Annotated in this window: 15 protein-coding genes; 6 read left to right on the top strand and 9 right to left on the bottom strand. The window is 63.1% G+C overall.

The window, feature by feature from the left end; translation table 11 throughout:
• Positions 1-100 precede the first annotated feature (100 nt).
• Positions 101-1,906, top strand: a complete 1,806-nt coding sequence (locus BM438_RS35675) for an acyl-CoA dehydrogenase (protein ID WP_093644499.1) — start codon at positions 101-103, stop codon at positions 1,904-1,906.
• Between the two features lie 75 nt (positions 1,907-1,981).
• Here BM438_RS35675 and BM438_RS35680 read toward each other — a convergent pair whose 3' ends face one another.
• A complete protein-coding gene (locus BM438_RS35680) occupies positions 1,982-2,875 on the bottom strand; it encodes an IclR family transcriptional regulator (RefSeq protein ID WP_093644501.1) in 894 nt (297 codons plus the stop codon).
• Between the two features lie 103 nt (positions 2,876-2,978).
• On the bottom strand, positions 2,979-4,271 hold the full coding sequence (locus tag BM438_RS35685; protein WP_093644503.1) for an MFS transporter: 1,293 nt from the start codon (positions 4,269-4,271) through the stop codon (positions 2,979-2,981).
• A gap of 203 nt (positions 4,272-4,474) precedes the next feature.
• Between BM438_RS35685 and BM438_RS35690 the strand changes: the two genes are divergently transcribed.
• Complete coding sequence (locus BM438_RS35690) at positions 4,475-4,843, top strand: BON domain-containing protein (RefSeq protein ID WP_093644505.1); 369 nt, start codon at positions 4,475-4,477, stop codon at positions 4,841-4,843.
• 102 nt (positions 4,844-4,945) lie between these two features.
• Here BM438_RS35690 and BM438_RS35695 read toward each other — a convergent pair whose 3' ends face one another.
• From BM438_RS35695 to BM438_RS35720, 6 genes are all read right to left on the bottom strand, one after another.
• Positions 4,946-6,094 carry a DUF1501 domain-containing protein gene (locus BM438_RS35695; protein ID WP_093644576.1) on the bottom strand — a complete coding sequence of 383 codons (1,149 nt, stop codon included), beginning with the start codon at positions 6,092-6,094 and terminating at the stop codon, positions 4,946-4,948.
• Between the two features lie 5 nt (positions 6,095-6,099).
• Positions 6,100-7,644: a DUF1800 domain-containing protein gene (locus BM438_RS35700; RefSeq protein WP_093644507.1), complete on the bottom strand. Its 1,545-nt coding sequence runs from the start codon at positions 7,642-7,644 to the stop codon at positions 6,100-6,102.
• 74 nt (positions 7,645-7,718) lie between these two features.
• Positions 7,719-8,252 carry a periplasmic heavy metal sensor gene (locus BM438_RS35705; RefSeq protein ID WP_093644509.1) on the bottom strand — a complete coding sequence of 178 codons (534 nt, stop codon included), beginning with the start codon at positions 8,250-8,252 and terminating at the stop codon, positions 7,719-7,721.
• On the bottom strand, positions 8,249-8,668 hold the full coding sequence (locus BM438_RS35710; RefSeq protein ID WP_093644511.1) for a hypothetical protein: 420 nt from the start codon (positions 8,666-8,668) through the stop codon (positions 8,249-8,251). The genes BM438_RS35705 and BM438_RS35710 overlap by 4 nt, the downstream gene beginning before the upstream one ends.
• Positions 8,665-9,225, bottom strand: coding sequence for an RNA polymerase sigma factor (locus tag BM438_RS35715; RefSeq protein WP_093644578.1), 561 nt, complete (start codon positions 9,223-9,225; stop codon positions 8,665-8,667). Before BM438_RS35715 ends, BM438_RS35710 begins: the two co-directional genes overlap by 4 nt.
• Positions 9,226-9,272: 47 nt before the next feature.
• A complete protein-coding gene (locus BM438_RS35720) occupies positions 9,273-9,593 on the bottom strand; it encodes a YXWGXW repeat-containing protein (RefSeq protein WP_093644580.1) in 321 nt (106 codons plus the stop codon).
• 380 nt (positions 9,594-9,973) lie between these two features.
• Between BM438_RS35720 and BM438_RS35725 the strand changes: the two genes are divergently transcribed.
• The 3 genes from BM438_RS35725 to BM438_RS35735 all read left to right on the top strand — a co-directional run bounded on the left by BM438_RS35725 (position 9,974) and on the right by BM438_RS35735 (position 14,192).
• On the top strand, positions 9,974-11,764 hold the full coding sequence (locus tag BM438_RS35725) for a phospholipase C (protein WP_093644513.1): 1,791 nt from the start codon (positions 9,974-9,976) through the stop codon (positions 11,762-11,764).
• Between the two features lie 200 nt (positions 11,765-11,964).
• Complete coding sequence (locus BM438_RS35730; RefSeq protein WP_093644515.1) at positions 11,965-13,416, top strand: cytochrome-c peroxidase; 1,452 nt, start codon at positions 11,965-11,967, stop codon at positions 13,414-13,416.
• A gap of 83 nt (positions 13,417-13,499) precedes the next feature.
• A complete protein-coding gene (locus BM438_RS35735) occupies positions 13,500-14,192 on the top strand; it encodes an HAD family hydrolase (RefSeq protein ID WP_093644517.1) in 693 nt (230 codons plus the stop codon).
• A gap of 37 nt (positions 14,193-14,229) precedes the next feature.
• On the opposite strand, the gene BM438_RS35740 is transcribed toward BM438_RS35735, so the two are convergent.
• A complete protein-coding gene (locus tag BM438_RS35740; RefSeq protein WP_093644519.1) occupies positions 14,230-14,622 on the bottom strand; it encodes a carboxymuconolactone decarboxylase family protein in 393 nt (130 codons plus the stop codon).
• A 275-nt stretch (positions 14,623-14,897) separates the two neighbouring features.
• Here BM438_RS35740 and BM438_RS35745 point away from each other — a divergent pair, with 275 nt between their 5' ends.
• Positions 14,898-15,146: a hypothetical protein gene (locus BM438_RS35745; RefSeq protein WP_093644521.1), complete on the top strand. Its 249-nt coding sequence runs from the start codon at positions 14,898-14,900 to the stop codon at positions 15,144-15,146.
• Positions 15,147-15,177: the final 31 nt, after the last annotated feature.

The following is a 15,177-nucleotide window of genomic DNA, read 5'->3' on the forward strand; positions in this document are numbered from 1 at the left end:
GCACTTTTCAATCGAGCCGCGTCTATGCGATTTCGTGGGTTTCCGCGCTTGTCGCGTAGTTGTTCTGCATAGCGGCTCACCTTTGGACGGGTCTTCTCCCATGCAAGATGCGCTGATCATCAACTCGCGTGATCTGGAATTCCAGTTGTTCGAAGTGCTCGAGGCCGAGACGCTCACGCAGCGCGCACGCCACGCCGACCACACTCGCGAGACCTTCAATGCGGCGCTCGAAACCGCTCATGCGGTCGCCGCCGAAAAGTTCGCGCCGCACAACCGTCTTTCGGACGAGCAAGAACCGCAATTCGACGGTCAACGCGTCACGATCCTCACCGAGGTCAAAGACGCACTCGACGCGTTCCGCTCTGCCGGTTTTCTTGCTGCAGGCAAAGATTACGAATGGGGCGGCATGCAGTTGCCCTCGGTGATTTCCTTTGCATGCCTGTCGCTCTTCAAGAGCGCCAACATCGCCACCTCGTCTTACGCGATGCTGACCACGGCGAATGCGAACGTGATCGAGCGCTTCGGCAGCGCGGCGCAAAAGCGCAAGTATCTGCAGGCCCTATTCGAAGGCCGCGCGTTCGGCACCATGGCGCTGACCGAGCCGCAAGCGGGCTCGAGCCTCTCGGACCTCGTCACCAGTGCGACGCCTAACGAAGACGGCACCTATTCGATCCGCGGCAACAAGATTTTCATTTCGGGCGGCGATCACGAGCTGAGCGAGAACATCGTTCACCTGGTGCTGGCGCGCATTCCCGGCGGCCCCCCAGGCGTCAAAGGCATCTCGCTCTTCACAGTGCCGAAATTCCATGTGAATGACGACGGCAGCCGCGGTGCGCGCAACGACGTCGCGCTCGCGGGCTTGATTCACAAGATGGGCTGGCGTGGCACGACGTCGACGATGCTCTCGTTCGGCGAACGCGGCGAATGCATTGGTGAACTGGTGGGCGAACCGCATCACGGCCTCGCGTATATGTTCCACATGATGAACGAGGCACGCATCGGCGTCGGTCTCGGCGCGGTCATGCTCGGCTATCGCGGCTATCTGGCGTCGCTCGATTACGCACGCGAACGGCCGCAAGGACGTCGCCCGGATAACAAGAATCCGCTCGATCCGCAATTGCCGTTGATCGAACACGCCGACGTCCGCCGCATGCTCCTCGCACAAAAAGCCTATGTGGAAGGCGCGTACGCGCTGTGCCTGTACGCGGCGCGCCTCGTCGACGAACAGAACACCGGTGAGAACGACACTGCACGCACCGAAGCGGGCCTGCTGCTCGATCTGCTGACGCCGGTGGTGAAGTCGTGGCCCTCGCAGTGGTGCCTCGAAGCGAATAGTCTGGCGATCCAGATTCACGGCGGTTACGGCTATACGCGCGAATATCCGGTCGAACAGTTCTATCGCGACAATCGCCTGAACATGATTCACGAAGGCACACACGGTATTCAGGCCATCGATCTACTCGGCCGCAAAGTCGTGATGAAACAGGGTGCGGCGCTTAAGCTGTTAGGGCGTGAAATACAGCGCAGCGTCGAATCGGCTCGCGCTCATCCGGCACTGCAAGCGTATGCCGATTCACTCGTCCAGGCATGGAGCGAATTGACCGGCACGGTTGAAGCGTTATTGCCCACGCTCGTCAGCGAAAGCGAACGTGCGCTCGCCAACGCGAATGCTTTTCTCGAAGCGTTCGGGCATATCGTGATTGCGTGGACGTGGTTGCGGCAGGCGATCGTTGCGAGCGCCGCGTTACCTGAAGCGAAGAGTGAAGCCGACCGTGACTTCTATCGCGGCAAGCTGCATGCGTGCCAGTGGTTCTTCCATTGGGAATTGCCGCGCGTCTCGCTGATGCTTGCCACGCTGCGCAGTCTCGACGATACGACGCTCAGCATGGCGCCTCAGTGGTTCTAAACGCTGCCGCTCAGTGCGGCTTCAACGCGGCGTTCGATGCGGCTATCGACGCCGCTTGATACCGCCTGACTCCGCTCAATGCGACAACGCGACTTCCAGCTGCGTCACCACGTCGATCAGACGCGGCCGCACTTCTTCGAGCAGGAACTCTTTGGAGAGTTTGAACGAAGGTCCGCCGACATTGATCGCCATGATCGGCAGCTCGCCACCCGGCTGGAAAGCACGCGCGATGCCGTTCACCTCTTTCTGCCAGTCCCCGAACGAAGTCGTCACGCCGAGCGTGCGGTAATCTTCGAGCGCATTCTCGATGCCGCGGCGGGTTTTCGGCCACTGGACGTGATCGAGCTCACGCACCTGCTCCATAAAGCTGAGACGGTCGTGTTCAGGGATCGCCGCGAGCCACGCGCGGCCAATCGCCGACGTGGCGACCGGAATACGCGAACCGACTTCCAGCGTCAGCGTGAGCGCCACCGAGGCCCGGCAATTTTCCACGTAGATCATCGAGAGCCGGTCGCGCGTACCCAACGACACAGTTGCGCCGACGATATCGGCCAATTCCTGCATCACCGGCCGGGCAATCTTGCGGACATCGAGCCGCGCCAGCATCGCGCTGCCCAGCGCGAGCGAAGCCGTGCCGAGCCGGTACTTGCCGCTCTCTTTCAAATGAATCAGATAGCCGAGCAGCGTCAGCGTGTGAGTCAGACGCGATACGGTCGATTTCGGCAGCTTGCAGCGCAATGCGAGTTCCTGATTGCTCAGCGATTTGTCGCCTGAGCGAAAACACGCCAGCACCTCGAGCCCGCGCGCGAGTGCCGTGACAAAATGCCGGTCGTCCTTGTGCGCCTCGTGCGCCGTCCGGCTCGCGAGAACCGAATTCGCGCCGGCGGATGTAGCGGGTGTCTGCTCACCGTCTCCCGCGCTCGGGTCCTCGACCGGATGATCGACCGGGCTGTGATTGGTTTTGCTCAAAATGAAACGCGCTCCCGCGAAACGGCACCATCTGAAGGACAAACCATAGTCCGGAACGGGGGTGATCCGGGCTGCGGAATTATAGACAAATGCAAAAAACCGCTCAGACTTCTTCTTTCGGCGCAGCAACCACCGGGCTGAAGAAATAAATGACGGCGCCGATCGCAAGCGGCACGACGGTCACGGAGAACAGCCCCGAATAGATCCCCGCGTTCGATAGATGCGCCTGTTTTGCGACACCCGCGATCCAGCCGAAACAACTGCTGGTCAGCGCCACGCCGAGAAAAACGAGGCTATTGAGCAGGCCCAGACCGAGACCGAGCCGGCGCGGTGCAATGATGGCGCGCGCTTGCGACATCACGAGCGGATGGATCGAGCCGACCGAGAACAACACGCAGATCAACGCGACACTGACGCCCCAGTTGCCGTCCGGGCTGACCGCGAGCACCAGTGCCGCCAGCACGCCGGCAATCAGCCACAGCAACGAGATAAGCTTGGGCGCGCAGAACCGCACGACCACCGGAATACAGAAAGATGCGGCGATCCCGATCACGCTGGTGACGGTCATCGCATTGCCGCGCGCGAGGACGTCGAAGCCGTACACGTCGGCGAGATACGGCCCACCCCATGACGTACGGAACGTGCTGCCGACCGAAAGCGCGAGGCAGGCCGGCATCAAGGTCCAGAAACCGGTGCGCCGTTTGACCCCGCCTGCCGCGTGTTGCGATGCAGCGAGGCTTTGCTCATGCGCGGCCGCATCGCGCCGGCGCACGAAACATACGACGCCAAGCGTCGCGCATAGCATAGCCAGCGCAGCGGTAACCATGACCGGCCGCCAGCCGAAGCTGGCCGTCGCTCGGCTCAGCGGAAACGCGGCCAGCAATGCGCCCGCCATGCCGATCGCACTCGCCGTCGTGACAGCACGCACATTGCGCGTGCCGTGGCCGGAATGCAGCACGTAGTTGAGCAACCCCATAAAGATCGGCGCGCAACCCAGTCCGATGCCGGCTTGCGCGACGAGCGCCACGGTTGCGTTCGTCGTCATCGAAAGAATGCCGGCGCATGCAGCGCCGATGCCCATCAACAACGCGGTCGGGCCGCGCACGCCGTAGCGGTCGAACATGACACCGACCGGCAGTTGCGCGATGGCGAACACGAGGAAGAACGAGCCCGCGAACCAGCCGAACATCTGCGGCGAGAAATGATAATCGCCGATCAGCTGGGTGGAAATCACGGCGATATAACTACGGAAAAACTGACTCAGTACATAGCTGAAGGTCAGTGCCCACAAGCCATAATCGATCGACGATGCAGCGGCTTCCGTGCGTGTTTCGTGTAGTTGTTCCTGTACGCCATCAGACATCTGCAGTACGCCCTGGATGATCGAAGCCGTCATGATAGGCGAATCGGGCGACAGGCGGCCAGGTCAGTTTTTTCAACGCTCGCGCGTTTGCTGGAGTATTGTTTAAGCGCGCCGGGAGCTTCACGACGTCACTCTTCTACAAGACCGGAGGCCCCACGCGGGCGGAAAAGTGCTTGCAGGCGCATGTTTTTTGCATGCAACGATGCGAAATCAACTTTTCGAGGAATGGAGAAAACGTGAAAACAGTCAATCTATTGAAGGCGCTCGGCATCGCATTGTGTGTGGCGACTGCGTCCAGCGCCTATGCCCAATCGAGCGACGCGATGGCGTCTGGCACCATGGCGGCGCCGGCTCCGAATTCGAAAGCGATGAAGAGCACGGACCGCAAGTTGGGTCTGGCCGTGCGCAAGGCTTTGGGCAAGGCACAGGGTTTTGACGTGTCGAACGTGTTTGTCCGGGCGCGCGGCGGCGCGGTGACGTTGACTGGCACGGTGCCCGATGGCGCGCAAATCCCACAAGCTGAGGAAATAGCCAAGGGTGTTTCAGGCGTGACCTCGGTGAACAACAAGCTGACGCTCGGCACGCAGGGCGGCGGCGGGGGTTGATCGCGTCTGACGATTGACGATTAACGAAAGCCGGGTAGTGACGATGGGTAGCGCCGCAAGAGCCAATTTGCGGCGCTGTCTGTCGTTCTGGCGGTTTTCGGCTTATGCACGCACGAGCCCTGTCATTGGGTGCATGCCTGCGGTCTGGCCAAACAATCTAGCGGCGGTACGCTGCGGATCGAGTCCGAGGCTTTCGCTTGCGGCGCCGGCGAGCAACGCATCCAGCGACATCGTCGGCTTGAGGTCGCGCGCTTCGTAAAGGTCGCCCGGTTTCAGGCCAGGCCAGTCGGCGAGCACACGTCCGCCCGCCACCGCGCCACCCAGCATCATCGCCACCGAGCCGGTGCCATGATCGGTGCCGCCCGTGCCATTGGCGGCGACGGTTCTGCCGAACTCGGTTGCCACTACCACGGTAGTCTTGCTCCACAACGGCCCCATGCCGTCACGCAACGCGGCCAGCATCGTGTCAAGCGCTTTCAGCTGATTGGCGAGGCGTGCGTTTTGCGCCGTGTGGGTGTCCCAGCCACCGGTTTCGATCATCGCAATTCGCGGACCATCGTCGCGTGACAGAAAACCGGCGGCGAGCTTGCCGAGGCTCGCCGGGTCCTGACGCGCTCCGGCGTCGCCCGCGAGTCCGCGCGCGGTCATGGCCGACTCCCATAGCGGGCGCAATTGCGCATCCTGGTCGTACAACTGCGAGACCCGCATGAGCAGATCGTCGGGCGCCTGCGGCAACCCCGAGGGCGCGTACGAGGTCACCGCCGCGCCGCCGCGCAGCGCCATCGGCACGGTCGGCGCGAAGGCGATCGCGTTCTCGCGCGTGGCGGGCATCGATGCGACCAGCCGGTTAAGCCAGCCGTCCTTCATCTGATACGGCGAGGTGCCACCGGTCTCCAGCACGTTCTGCCCGTCGAAGTGCGAGCGGTCGCGATACGGTGAGGCTACTGCGTGCACGAACAGCGCCTGGTGATCCGCATACATCGCGGCGGTCTGCACCATTGAAGGATGCAGCGCGAACGTGCCGTCGAGGCGGGTCGCTTTGGACGCATCGATCGCAAGCGCACCGCGCAATGTCGCGTAGGCGGGTTCGGCGTACGGCACGACGATGTTCAGGCCATCGGCTGCACCGCGCTGGATCACGAACACGAAGCGACGATCCGTTGCGACGCTGGCAAACGCGATCCGTGACGACACGAGAATCGCGCCCGCGCCGGCAGCGGCAATGCTGAGAAATTTGCGGCGTGAAAACATGGCGTTCATCTCCGTTGAAAATCCGGCGAGACCAGCAGCAGCGCGATCGCGGTCGATGCGCTTTCGGCACGCGATACGGCGGTGGCAGTCGGCGCACTGAGCGAGCCGGCCAGCAAGGTCTGGCCGAGCGAGCGCGCATCGAGCCGGTCGCCGACCCGCGACGCGAAACGCTGCGCCACTTCGACACGGCGCACGAGCGCATCGGGCGCCGCCCAGCTCGCGGCAATGTCGTCGTAGCCGGCGGGCGAACCTGGGCGCCATACAGGCTGACCGAGTTGCGTCAGGATGGGGGCGGTCTGCATGGTGCCGATGTCCTGCCAGCCGAGTCCGCGCATCGAAGAAATGGTCCATTCCCACGGCGTTTTGAACTTCACCGCAGCCGGGGACCATGCCTGCGGCATGTCGAGCAGCGTCCGGTACACGGTCGGCAGATCGCCGCCGCTGCGCGCGAATGCACTCGCCAATCGCTCGCTCACCGCCGGTGGCGGATTGTCCGCGACGAAGTGACGGGCAAGCTTGCCGCCAATGTGCTGCGCCGTCGCGGGCGAGCTTGCGAGGTCGTGCAGTATCGCCAGCGCCTGCTCTTCTCCCGGCTGGTCGTAGCGGCGGCCCATGATGGTGCGCGAACCCGGCTCGTGCAGCGCGACGCGAAACACGAAAGTGCCTGGCGCGGCGTTCGTCTGCAGCCCCTGCCCGCGCGGGTTGCCGGGATTGCCGGGGTTGCCGGCGAGGCTCCAGCCGGTCAGCGCACGGGCGAATTCCGTGACGTCGCCCTGGCTATAGCCGCTGCGCACGCCGAGCGTGTGCAGCTCCATGATTTCGCGCGCCAGGTTCTCATTCAGACCGCGTTTGACGTTCGGATTGCGCTCCGCTGCGCGCATGGCTGCCATGCTGTCCGGTCCAACCGAACGCGTCTGATCGAGAAACAACTGCATGGCCGGATGACGTTCGACGGCGACCAGCATGTCTTCGAAACGGCCAAGCACGTGCGGGCGGATCGCTTCCGCTTCGAATGAACCGGCCAGCGCCGCGACGGCGGGCTTTTCCGTCGACACCGCGAAGTGGTTCGCCCAGAAATGAACCAGCCGCTCGACGAAAGGCGTCTGCGTAGTCAGCGCGCTTGCGACCCGCGCGTTCACCGCGGAACGGTACATGTCGAGAATTTCGCCTCGCAGCGCTTTTCGTTCGGCTTGCTTAGCAGTTTGTGCAGCGGGTTCTGATGCGCCCTGCCCGATGGTTTGCGGGTTGGCCGGCCCATTGGTTTGCATGCTGACCTGCGCGTTCGTCTGACTGGCGGCCACGCCTTCGCTGACGTTCTGCTGGGTCTGCCGATTCAGTTGATTCAGCTGCATGCGCTGTTGTACGAGCTCGCCCGACAGCGCCACCGAATCAGGCTGGCTCGCCCACGCGGCAGGCCGCGGCTGATACTGCTCGAACTGCGCGAGCAGCCATCCCTTCGGGTCGGCGGGCGGCGTATCGTCGGCCCGCGCGCCGAGGCCGAAGCGATTCAGCGCAATCGCCGCGGCATTCAGGTTCGGTGATGTGGCCATACCATCCTCTTCGGCGTTGGATATTTCTTTAAACGACCGTCACGCTCTGATCCGTCGCGGCCGTTCAGAATTTTTTATTCTCCCGACGCTTCACTCGAAGGTTCACTTGCGGCCGGCTTCGGTGGCTTGTTCGCATTGGCGGCCGGCTGCGGTTCACGCCATTGTCCGCGCAGCTTCAGGCTGTCGGCGAATGCCACGCGCTCCTCAGGCGACAGCGTCGCCGCAAAGTCCGCCACACTGCCTTCCACTTGCGCGCGCAAGCTGCTGTCGGCCTCACGCGTGCGGGCCAGCGCTGCGTCCAGTGCCGCGCGATCGAACTGCGGCGCGGCGAGCAGGCGCAATACTTCATGACGCCCTTCGCGGCCATCGCGGGCATATTGCCGGCCCTCGCGGCGCGCATTCTTCAGGCCGTCGATGAAAGCCTTCTGACGCTCGGCCGGCAGCGTTTCGGCGGCAAAGCGCAGCGCCGTGCGCTGCTGCGCCAGCACCGTGGTGGTCGCGCCATGCGCCGCAAACCATTGATAAGCACCTCCGACAATCGCGCCCAGCAGAAATACGTTGAGCACCAGCGAAGCCACCAGCACGATTTTCCATGACCGGCCGTTCATTCGCCGCTCCAATCGGCGGACGAACCACCGAAGCTCGAAGTTAGATAAGAAGACTCGTGTACTTGCGGAACCGTCCCCGTCAAAACGAAGAACGAGACCGCAAAGGCGCCGGCCACGCCGCCCAGCACGCCGACGCCTGCCACCGCCGCACCCGACCACCACAATTTCCGGCGTGGTGCGCTCGGCCGCCGTCCCGGCGCGCTGCCGATGATGCGCCGCTGCAAGGCCGCGCGAGGCGGATCGACCTTGTCGGCGGCCAGCAAGGCATCGATGCCGGCCGCGTCGGCCAGCAACACGTCGGCCTCGGCACGATGCGTTGCGGCCCATGCCTCTGCCGCTGCGCGTTCCTGTTGCGGCCAGCGGCGCGGATCGGCGCCGTAGGCTTCGACGATCTGATGGAATCTTTCGGGCGTCATGACTTGTCCTTGCTAAGGCCGCTGCCGGCCAGTTGGGCGCGCAGATTGCGGCGCGCACGTGCCAGCAGACTTTCCAGCGCATCGACCGTGATGCCCATCAGGGCGGCAGCGTCGATGTTCGACATCTCCTGGTAGTAATTCAGCACCAGCGCCTCGCGCTGTCGTGCCGGCAATGCGGCGAGCGCCTCGCGAACGCGCTCGTCCTGGGCGCGCGCTTCGAGCGCGGCGTCGGGCAGCGCAGCGGGGTCGATCTCGTCAGGCATGTCGTCTTGCGGGACTTCGCGGCGGCCGCGCAGACGGTCGTAGCAAAGATTGAGCGCGACACGATGGACCCAGGTATCGACCTTCGCCTCGCCTTCGCGCCAGCGCGAAGCCTGTTTCCAGATTCGCACGAAGACCTCCTGCGCCACGTCTTCCGCTTCCATGCGGTCTCCCAGCATGCGCGTGGCGAGCGCGAGCAGACGCGGCAGCTTGCGCGCGACGAGCGAGCGGACGGCGGCCGGGTCTTGCCGGGCCACCCCCTCGAGCAATTCCGCATCGGGATCGCGTTCGCTCAAGGCATGCGGCTCCAAAGCGAGCCAAAGAGCACCATGGCGCTCAACGTTCAGGCCCAATGCCCTTCGACCCAACGCCAGTTTGGTCCGCGCTGCACCCAATGCCCCGGCACCCAGCGATAGCCGACACGCACCGGCTGCCAGTGGCCGGGCACCCACACATAACGGCCGTGCTCCCAACGCCAGCGGCCCTGATCCCAGACGTAACCCGAACGCGGCGCTGGCATCACTTCGACGCGCGGCGGTGGCGGCGCCATCGGCGCGACGATCACCGCCTGCGCAAAGGCAGGCGCCGCCGTCAAAGCGGCAGCGCACGTAATCGCCGCAGCGAGCACGGAAGTCAGAGGGCGGACCGGTTTGGTCGATGTCATGTTGGATTTCTCCCATAAGAGCCGAAGCCAGAAGCGGCTGCGTTTCTTCTTGAACGCCGCAGCCGCGAAAATCCGTCGTTCTCCGTCGCTCTGAATGGCGCTGAAAGAAACGCGCCGCTGCACGCGAATCATGGAGACCGCAACAGCCTTCCCATCCAGGGCCCGCGCAAGCGGAACGACAGCAAAAGTTATCGAAATGAATGGCAACCGATAGGTGGCGTAATGTTCGCGCCCTCAAATCTTAATCAGCGGGTGTTTCAATGCGGCCAGTTTCTAGCGGTAAGACCCTCAGCTGTATTTCTAACAATATCCCCAGCGAACATCCACACGTGCATTACCTGGAAACGCTGAACGGCGAAGTCGAATCTGGAGCCAGTCACATGTTCCGTAGAACCCTCTTACCCATCCCGTTGGCCGCGATGCTTACGCTCGCTGCTTGCGGCAACAATAGCGTGAGTTCGACGGCGTCCGCGCCGCCGGCTGCATCGACACCGACAGTCACGGTGTCCGCGCAGGATGCCGTCACGACAGCCACGCCGATCAAACACGTGGTGGTGATCTTCGGCGAGAACGTCTCGTTCGACCACTACTTCGCAACCTACCCGCAGGCCAACAACCCGGTCGGCGAGCCGCAATTCACCGCAGCCGCAGGCACGCCGTCGGTCAACAACCTCAGCACCAACAACCTGATCACCGCGAACCCGAACGCGCTGTCGACCTCGCCGAACACGGCGGGCCGCACGGTGGGTTCCGTGACGATCGCGGGTCTCGGCCTGCCGGCCGCCGACCTGCTGCCGTTCCGTCTCGATCGTTCGCAAGCCAATACGTCGAGCCAGAACCACGCGTATGCCGCGGAACAGCTCGCGTATAACAACGGTGCGATGGACTCGTTCCCGCTGTTCACGGCGGCAGGTTCGACGATCGCCGGCAGCACCGGCGCGTTCGCCACGAAGGGCCAGGTGCTCGGTTACTTCGACGGCAACACGGTCACGGCGATGTGGAACTACGCTCAGAACTTTGCGATGAACCAGAATGCGTACACGGACACGTACGGTCCGTCGACGCCTGGCGCACTTGAAGTCGTCTCCGGCCAGAACAACGGTGTCGTGGTGACGGGTGGAACCTCGGCCAATGCGATTCCTGACTCGGCCGGCGGCTTCACGATGATCGGCGACCTGGATCCGACCGGCGACGTCTGCACGATCGCGGCAGGCAGCACGGTGACGGGCGCGATGACGTCCAGGAACATCGGCGACCTGCTCAACGCGAAGGGCCTGACGTGGGGCGGCTTCATGGGCGGCTTCAACCTGACGACCACCAATGCCAACGGCACGACCGGTTGCGCACGCTCGACGTTCTCGCAAGTCCTGAACGCGACCAAGACCGACTACGTGCAGCATCACGCGTGGTTCCAGTACTACGCCAGCACGGCCAACCTGAAGCACACGCGTCCGACGTCGACGGCGCTGATCGGCGCGACCGACCCGCTCGACAACACGGCAACGCCGGTTCACCACCAGTACGACACCGACGACTTCTTCACTGCGGTGAAGGCGGGCAACTATCCGTCGGTGAGCTTCCTGAAGGCGCCGGCAGTCGGCGACGGCCACCCGGGCAACTCGGATCCGATCGACGAGCAGGCTTTCGTCACGAAGGTGATCAACTTCCTGCAGCAACAGCCTGACTGGAAGAACACCGCCGTGATCATCGCCTACGACGATTCGGACGGTTGGTACGACCACCGCTACAAGGCGCCGACGAGCGCGTCGTTCGACTCGACCACGGCGCAATCCGCTGGCGGCGCAACGATCGCCGGCAGCGACAACCTGAGCGGCACGGGTCAGTGCACGGCAACGGGCGCGGTGCAACCGCAGGGCGTGAATGGCGGCGCAGTGAACGGCCGTTGCGGCCCGGGTACGCGTACGCCGTTTATCGTGGTGTCGCCGTGGGCGAAGGTCAACTTCGTCGACGATACGCCGATCACCCAGGCGTCTGTGGTCAGGTTCATCGAAGACAACTGGCTCGGCGGTCAACGCATTGGCAGTGGTTCGTTTGATGCAACGGCAGGCAGCATCATGAACATGTTCAACTTCTCGGGCTCGGGCAACAATCCGACAGTGTTCCTGGACGAGAACCTGGGCACGAAGCTGTCGGCGGCGCCGGCTAGCTGACCCGCAAACGTGCGGACTGCCCTTCCGGTGCGACTGCCGTCACGTCATGTACGAGCGCGGCTCGTGCATGACGACGCGACACGCAGCACGAGGAAGAGCACGAAACACATCAAGCTGTAGTTGGGCGTCGAGCCAGTGCAAACGTGCTGGCTCGATTTGCTTTTTGGTCGCACCTGATCGAATCACTTGTCACTACCGCCATGAATCATCCTTCAGACGCCGTGCTGCCCCCGCATCTGCCTGCCGGCGGTGAGCCGGGTCCCGTCATTACCCGTCGCGCCTGGCTCAGGCTGCTCGTGTGGAGCGCCGTCGGCATCGTGCTCGCGCTCGCCGTGGTTTGCGCGTACGCGCTCGTCTACCCGGAACGGATGCCGCCCGCAGTGGGTTCGATCGTCGAGGAAATCACCGGCGCGAATCCCAATCCGGTTCATTTGATGCGTCCGCAAGACGCGCCGCTAAGCGCGGTTGCGCTGCTCGGCAAACAGATTTTCTACGACCAGACGTTGTCGGCCTCGGGTACGCAGTCGTGTGCGTCGTGCCACTCGGCACAGCATTCGTACGCGCCGGATAACGCGTTTCCGGTTCAACTCGGCGGCGCGCACATGAATCAGGCCGGCTATCGGCCGCCGCCGTCGCTGACGTATCTGTACCGTCAGGCGCCATTCAGCATCGGGCCGGATCAGGGCGATACGGACGTGCCCGTCGATATGACCCAACTGGCCTCACAGGCCGCCGGCGTGCAGCGCGCACAGAAGACGGCGCTTGCCGCACCCGCCGCGCCGGCGATGGTGCCGCAGGGCGGCCTGTTCTGGGACGGCCGCGCCGATACGCTGCAAATCCAGGCAATCGGTCCGCTGATGAATCCAGTGGAGATGGCCAACGCGACGCAAGAGGATGTCGCGCGCAAGCTGCTGCAAACCAAATATCTGGACCAGTTCAAACAGATCTTCGGAGCGGGCATCGTCAACAATCCGAGCCTGCTGATCTCGGAAGCCATGTTCGCAGTGGGACGGTATCAAACCGAAGATCAGTCGTTTCATGCTTTTACCAGCAAGTACGATTACTGGCTCGAAGGTAAAGCGCGGCTGACCCACGCCGAATTGCATGGCTTGCAGTTGTTCAACGATAAGGACAAGGCTAATTGCGCGGGTTGCCACTTGAGCCAGCCCAGCAAGGATGGCTTGCCGCCGGTGTTCACCGACACGCAGTACGAGGCGCTTGGCGTGCCGCGGAATCCGGCCATTCCGGCCAACAAGGATCCGAAGTTCTTCGATATGGGCGTGTGCGGGCCGTTCCGTGACGACATGAAGAAGGAGACGCAGTACTGCGGGATGTTCCTGACGCCAACCCTGCGCAATGTTGCCGAGCGCAAGGTGTACTTCCACAACGGCGTGTATCACGACCTCAAGCAGGTCATGGACTTCTACAACCTGCGCAACACGGCGCCCGAGAAAATCTATCCGCGCGATGCTTCGGGCAAGGTACAGAAGTACAACGATCTGCCGGCGCAGTATCACGCCAATGTCGACGTTGCCGATGCGCCGTTCGATCGCAAGTTCGGGGATCAGCCGGCCATGACGGATCAGGACATTCAGGACATCATCTCGTTCATGAAAACGCTGAGTGACGGGTATAAGGCTGCAGGGTCCTGATTCCATTGGGGCCGTTGCGCAGCGTCGCGCGAGCCGGTGAGGTATGCTTGCCGGTTCCGCGACCACTTTCCGTACCCTGCCCGATGGCCGATTTTCCTTTCGACGCCGTACTTTTCGACTGCGACGGCGTGCTCGTCGACTCCGAACCCATCACTAGCCGCGTCCTCACCGAAATGCTCGGCGAGTTAGGCTGGCAATTGAGCGTTGAAGAGGCGATGCAAATTTTTGTCGGCAAGGCCGTCAGGGATGAAGCCGCACTCATCGAAGCGCGCACCGGCTTCGCGATTACAACGGATTGGCTCATGCAATTTCGTGCGCGCCGCAATGAGGCCCTCGACCGCGAGCTGGTGGCGATCGACGGCGCGGCGTCGGCAGTGCGCGCGCTTTATGCGTCGCTCAACGGACGCATTGCTGTCGCGTCCGGCGCCGATCGCATCAAAGTGGAATTGCAACTGGTGAAGGCCGGTATTCTCGACTGCTTCGAAGGGCGCATCTCCAGCGGTCATGAAACACCGCGCAACAAGCCGTATCCCGATGTCTATCTCGCCGCGGCCGCAAGCCTCGGCGTGGAACCGCAACGTTGCGCCGTGGTTGACGATACCGTCACGGGCGTCACGGCAGGCGTAGCCGCCGGCGCCACAGTGTTCGGCTACTGTCCGAAAGAACTGAGCCACAGCAGCGCTACCGCCTTGCATGGCGCGGGCGCGGTTCACGTCTTCCGCGACATGGCCGACCTGCCCGCGCTGCTCGCCGGATGGCGCGGCGTACAGAGTTAAGCGCGGGGTTAAGCGCGCTCGCCCTTACTCGACGACCTTACTCGAAGGCCGGGTCGATCGGCACGCGATACCCCACCGCGAGGCGGTTGGTCTCGTTCGCCATACCGACCACCGCCAGCAGTTCGCCAAACATCTCATCGGTCATACCCGCGCGGCGGGCCGCAGCCGTATGGCTCGCGACGCAGTACCCGCAGTTGTTTGTCACGCTCACCGCGACGTAAAGCAATTCCTTGATCAGCGGATCGAGCGCCCCCGGCGCCATCACGTCCTTCAGGCTGTCCCAGGTGCGCGCGAGCGTAGGCGGATGCTGGGCGATGTATTTCCAGAAGTTATTGACGTCGTCGACCTGGCGGGTCTGCTTGATGTCGTCATAGACGGCTTTGACTTCAGGCGAAGCTGCGGAATATTCGATGGCTTTCTGCTGGCTCATACATCCTCCTTTGCTTGCTAATGGAAATCGGCGATTCGTGCGCGAGTGGCGCGAGGTTACTTATTGTGCCCGCAATTCCGGCGGGCGTAGCTGTTGGTAGTGCACCAACACCATAGCGTCACGAGTCGGTGTATCTCAACCATCTTGCGCGCGCGAGATCGGTTGATGTGGACGCCATGCCGCTTTGCGGCGGATGGCATGGTGTGTGCAAAGGGAATCAATGAGCGCGGCGATACCCGGGCTCACTGTTAATCCAACCCTACCGGAGATCCACCATGAAAACGCTAGTTCTCAAAGATTTGCCCCGCGCCGATGAACTCGACCGCGCGGCTTCGCAATCCGTCCGCGGCGGCATCGCCTACCTCACGCGGGAAGCACCGTCTGCTTGCCCCGGCGGGATGATGCCGCCCATTGTCGTTCGGCGCGGCTGGGAGTGTCCGCCGATTCATTGGGGCTGTGGGCCTGTCCATGTCCCATACGGCAAGCCGCCTTGCCACTCCGAGCCTGTCGTGGTGCCGCTTTAGGCATCGCGAGAAACCGCGTGAAGCGTGAGGA

The organism is Paraburkholderia aspalathi (genome assembly GCF_900116445.1).
In the GTDB taxonomy this organism is placed as follows: Bacteria; Pseudomonadota; Gammaproteobacteria; order Burkholderiales; family Burkholderiaceae; genus Paraburkholderia; species Paraburkholderia aspalathi.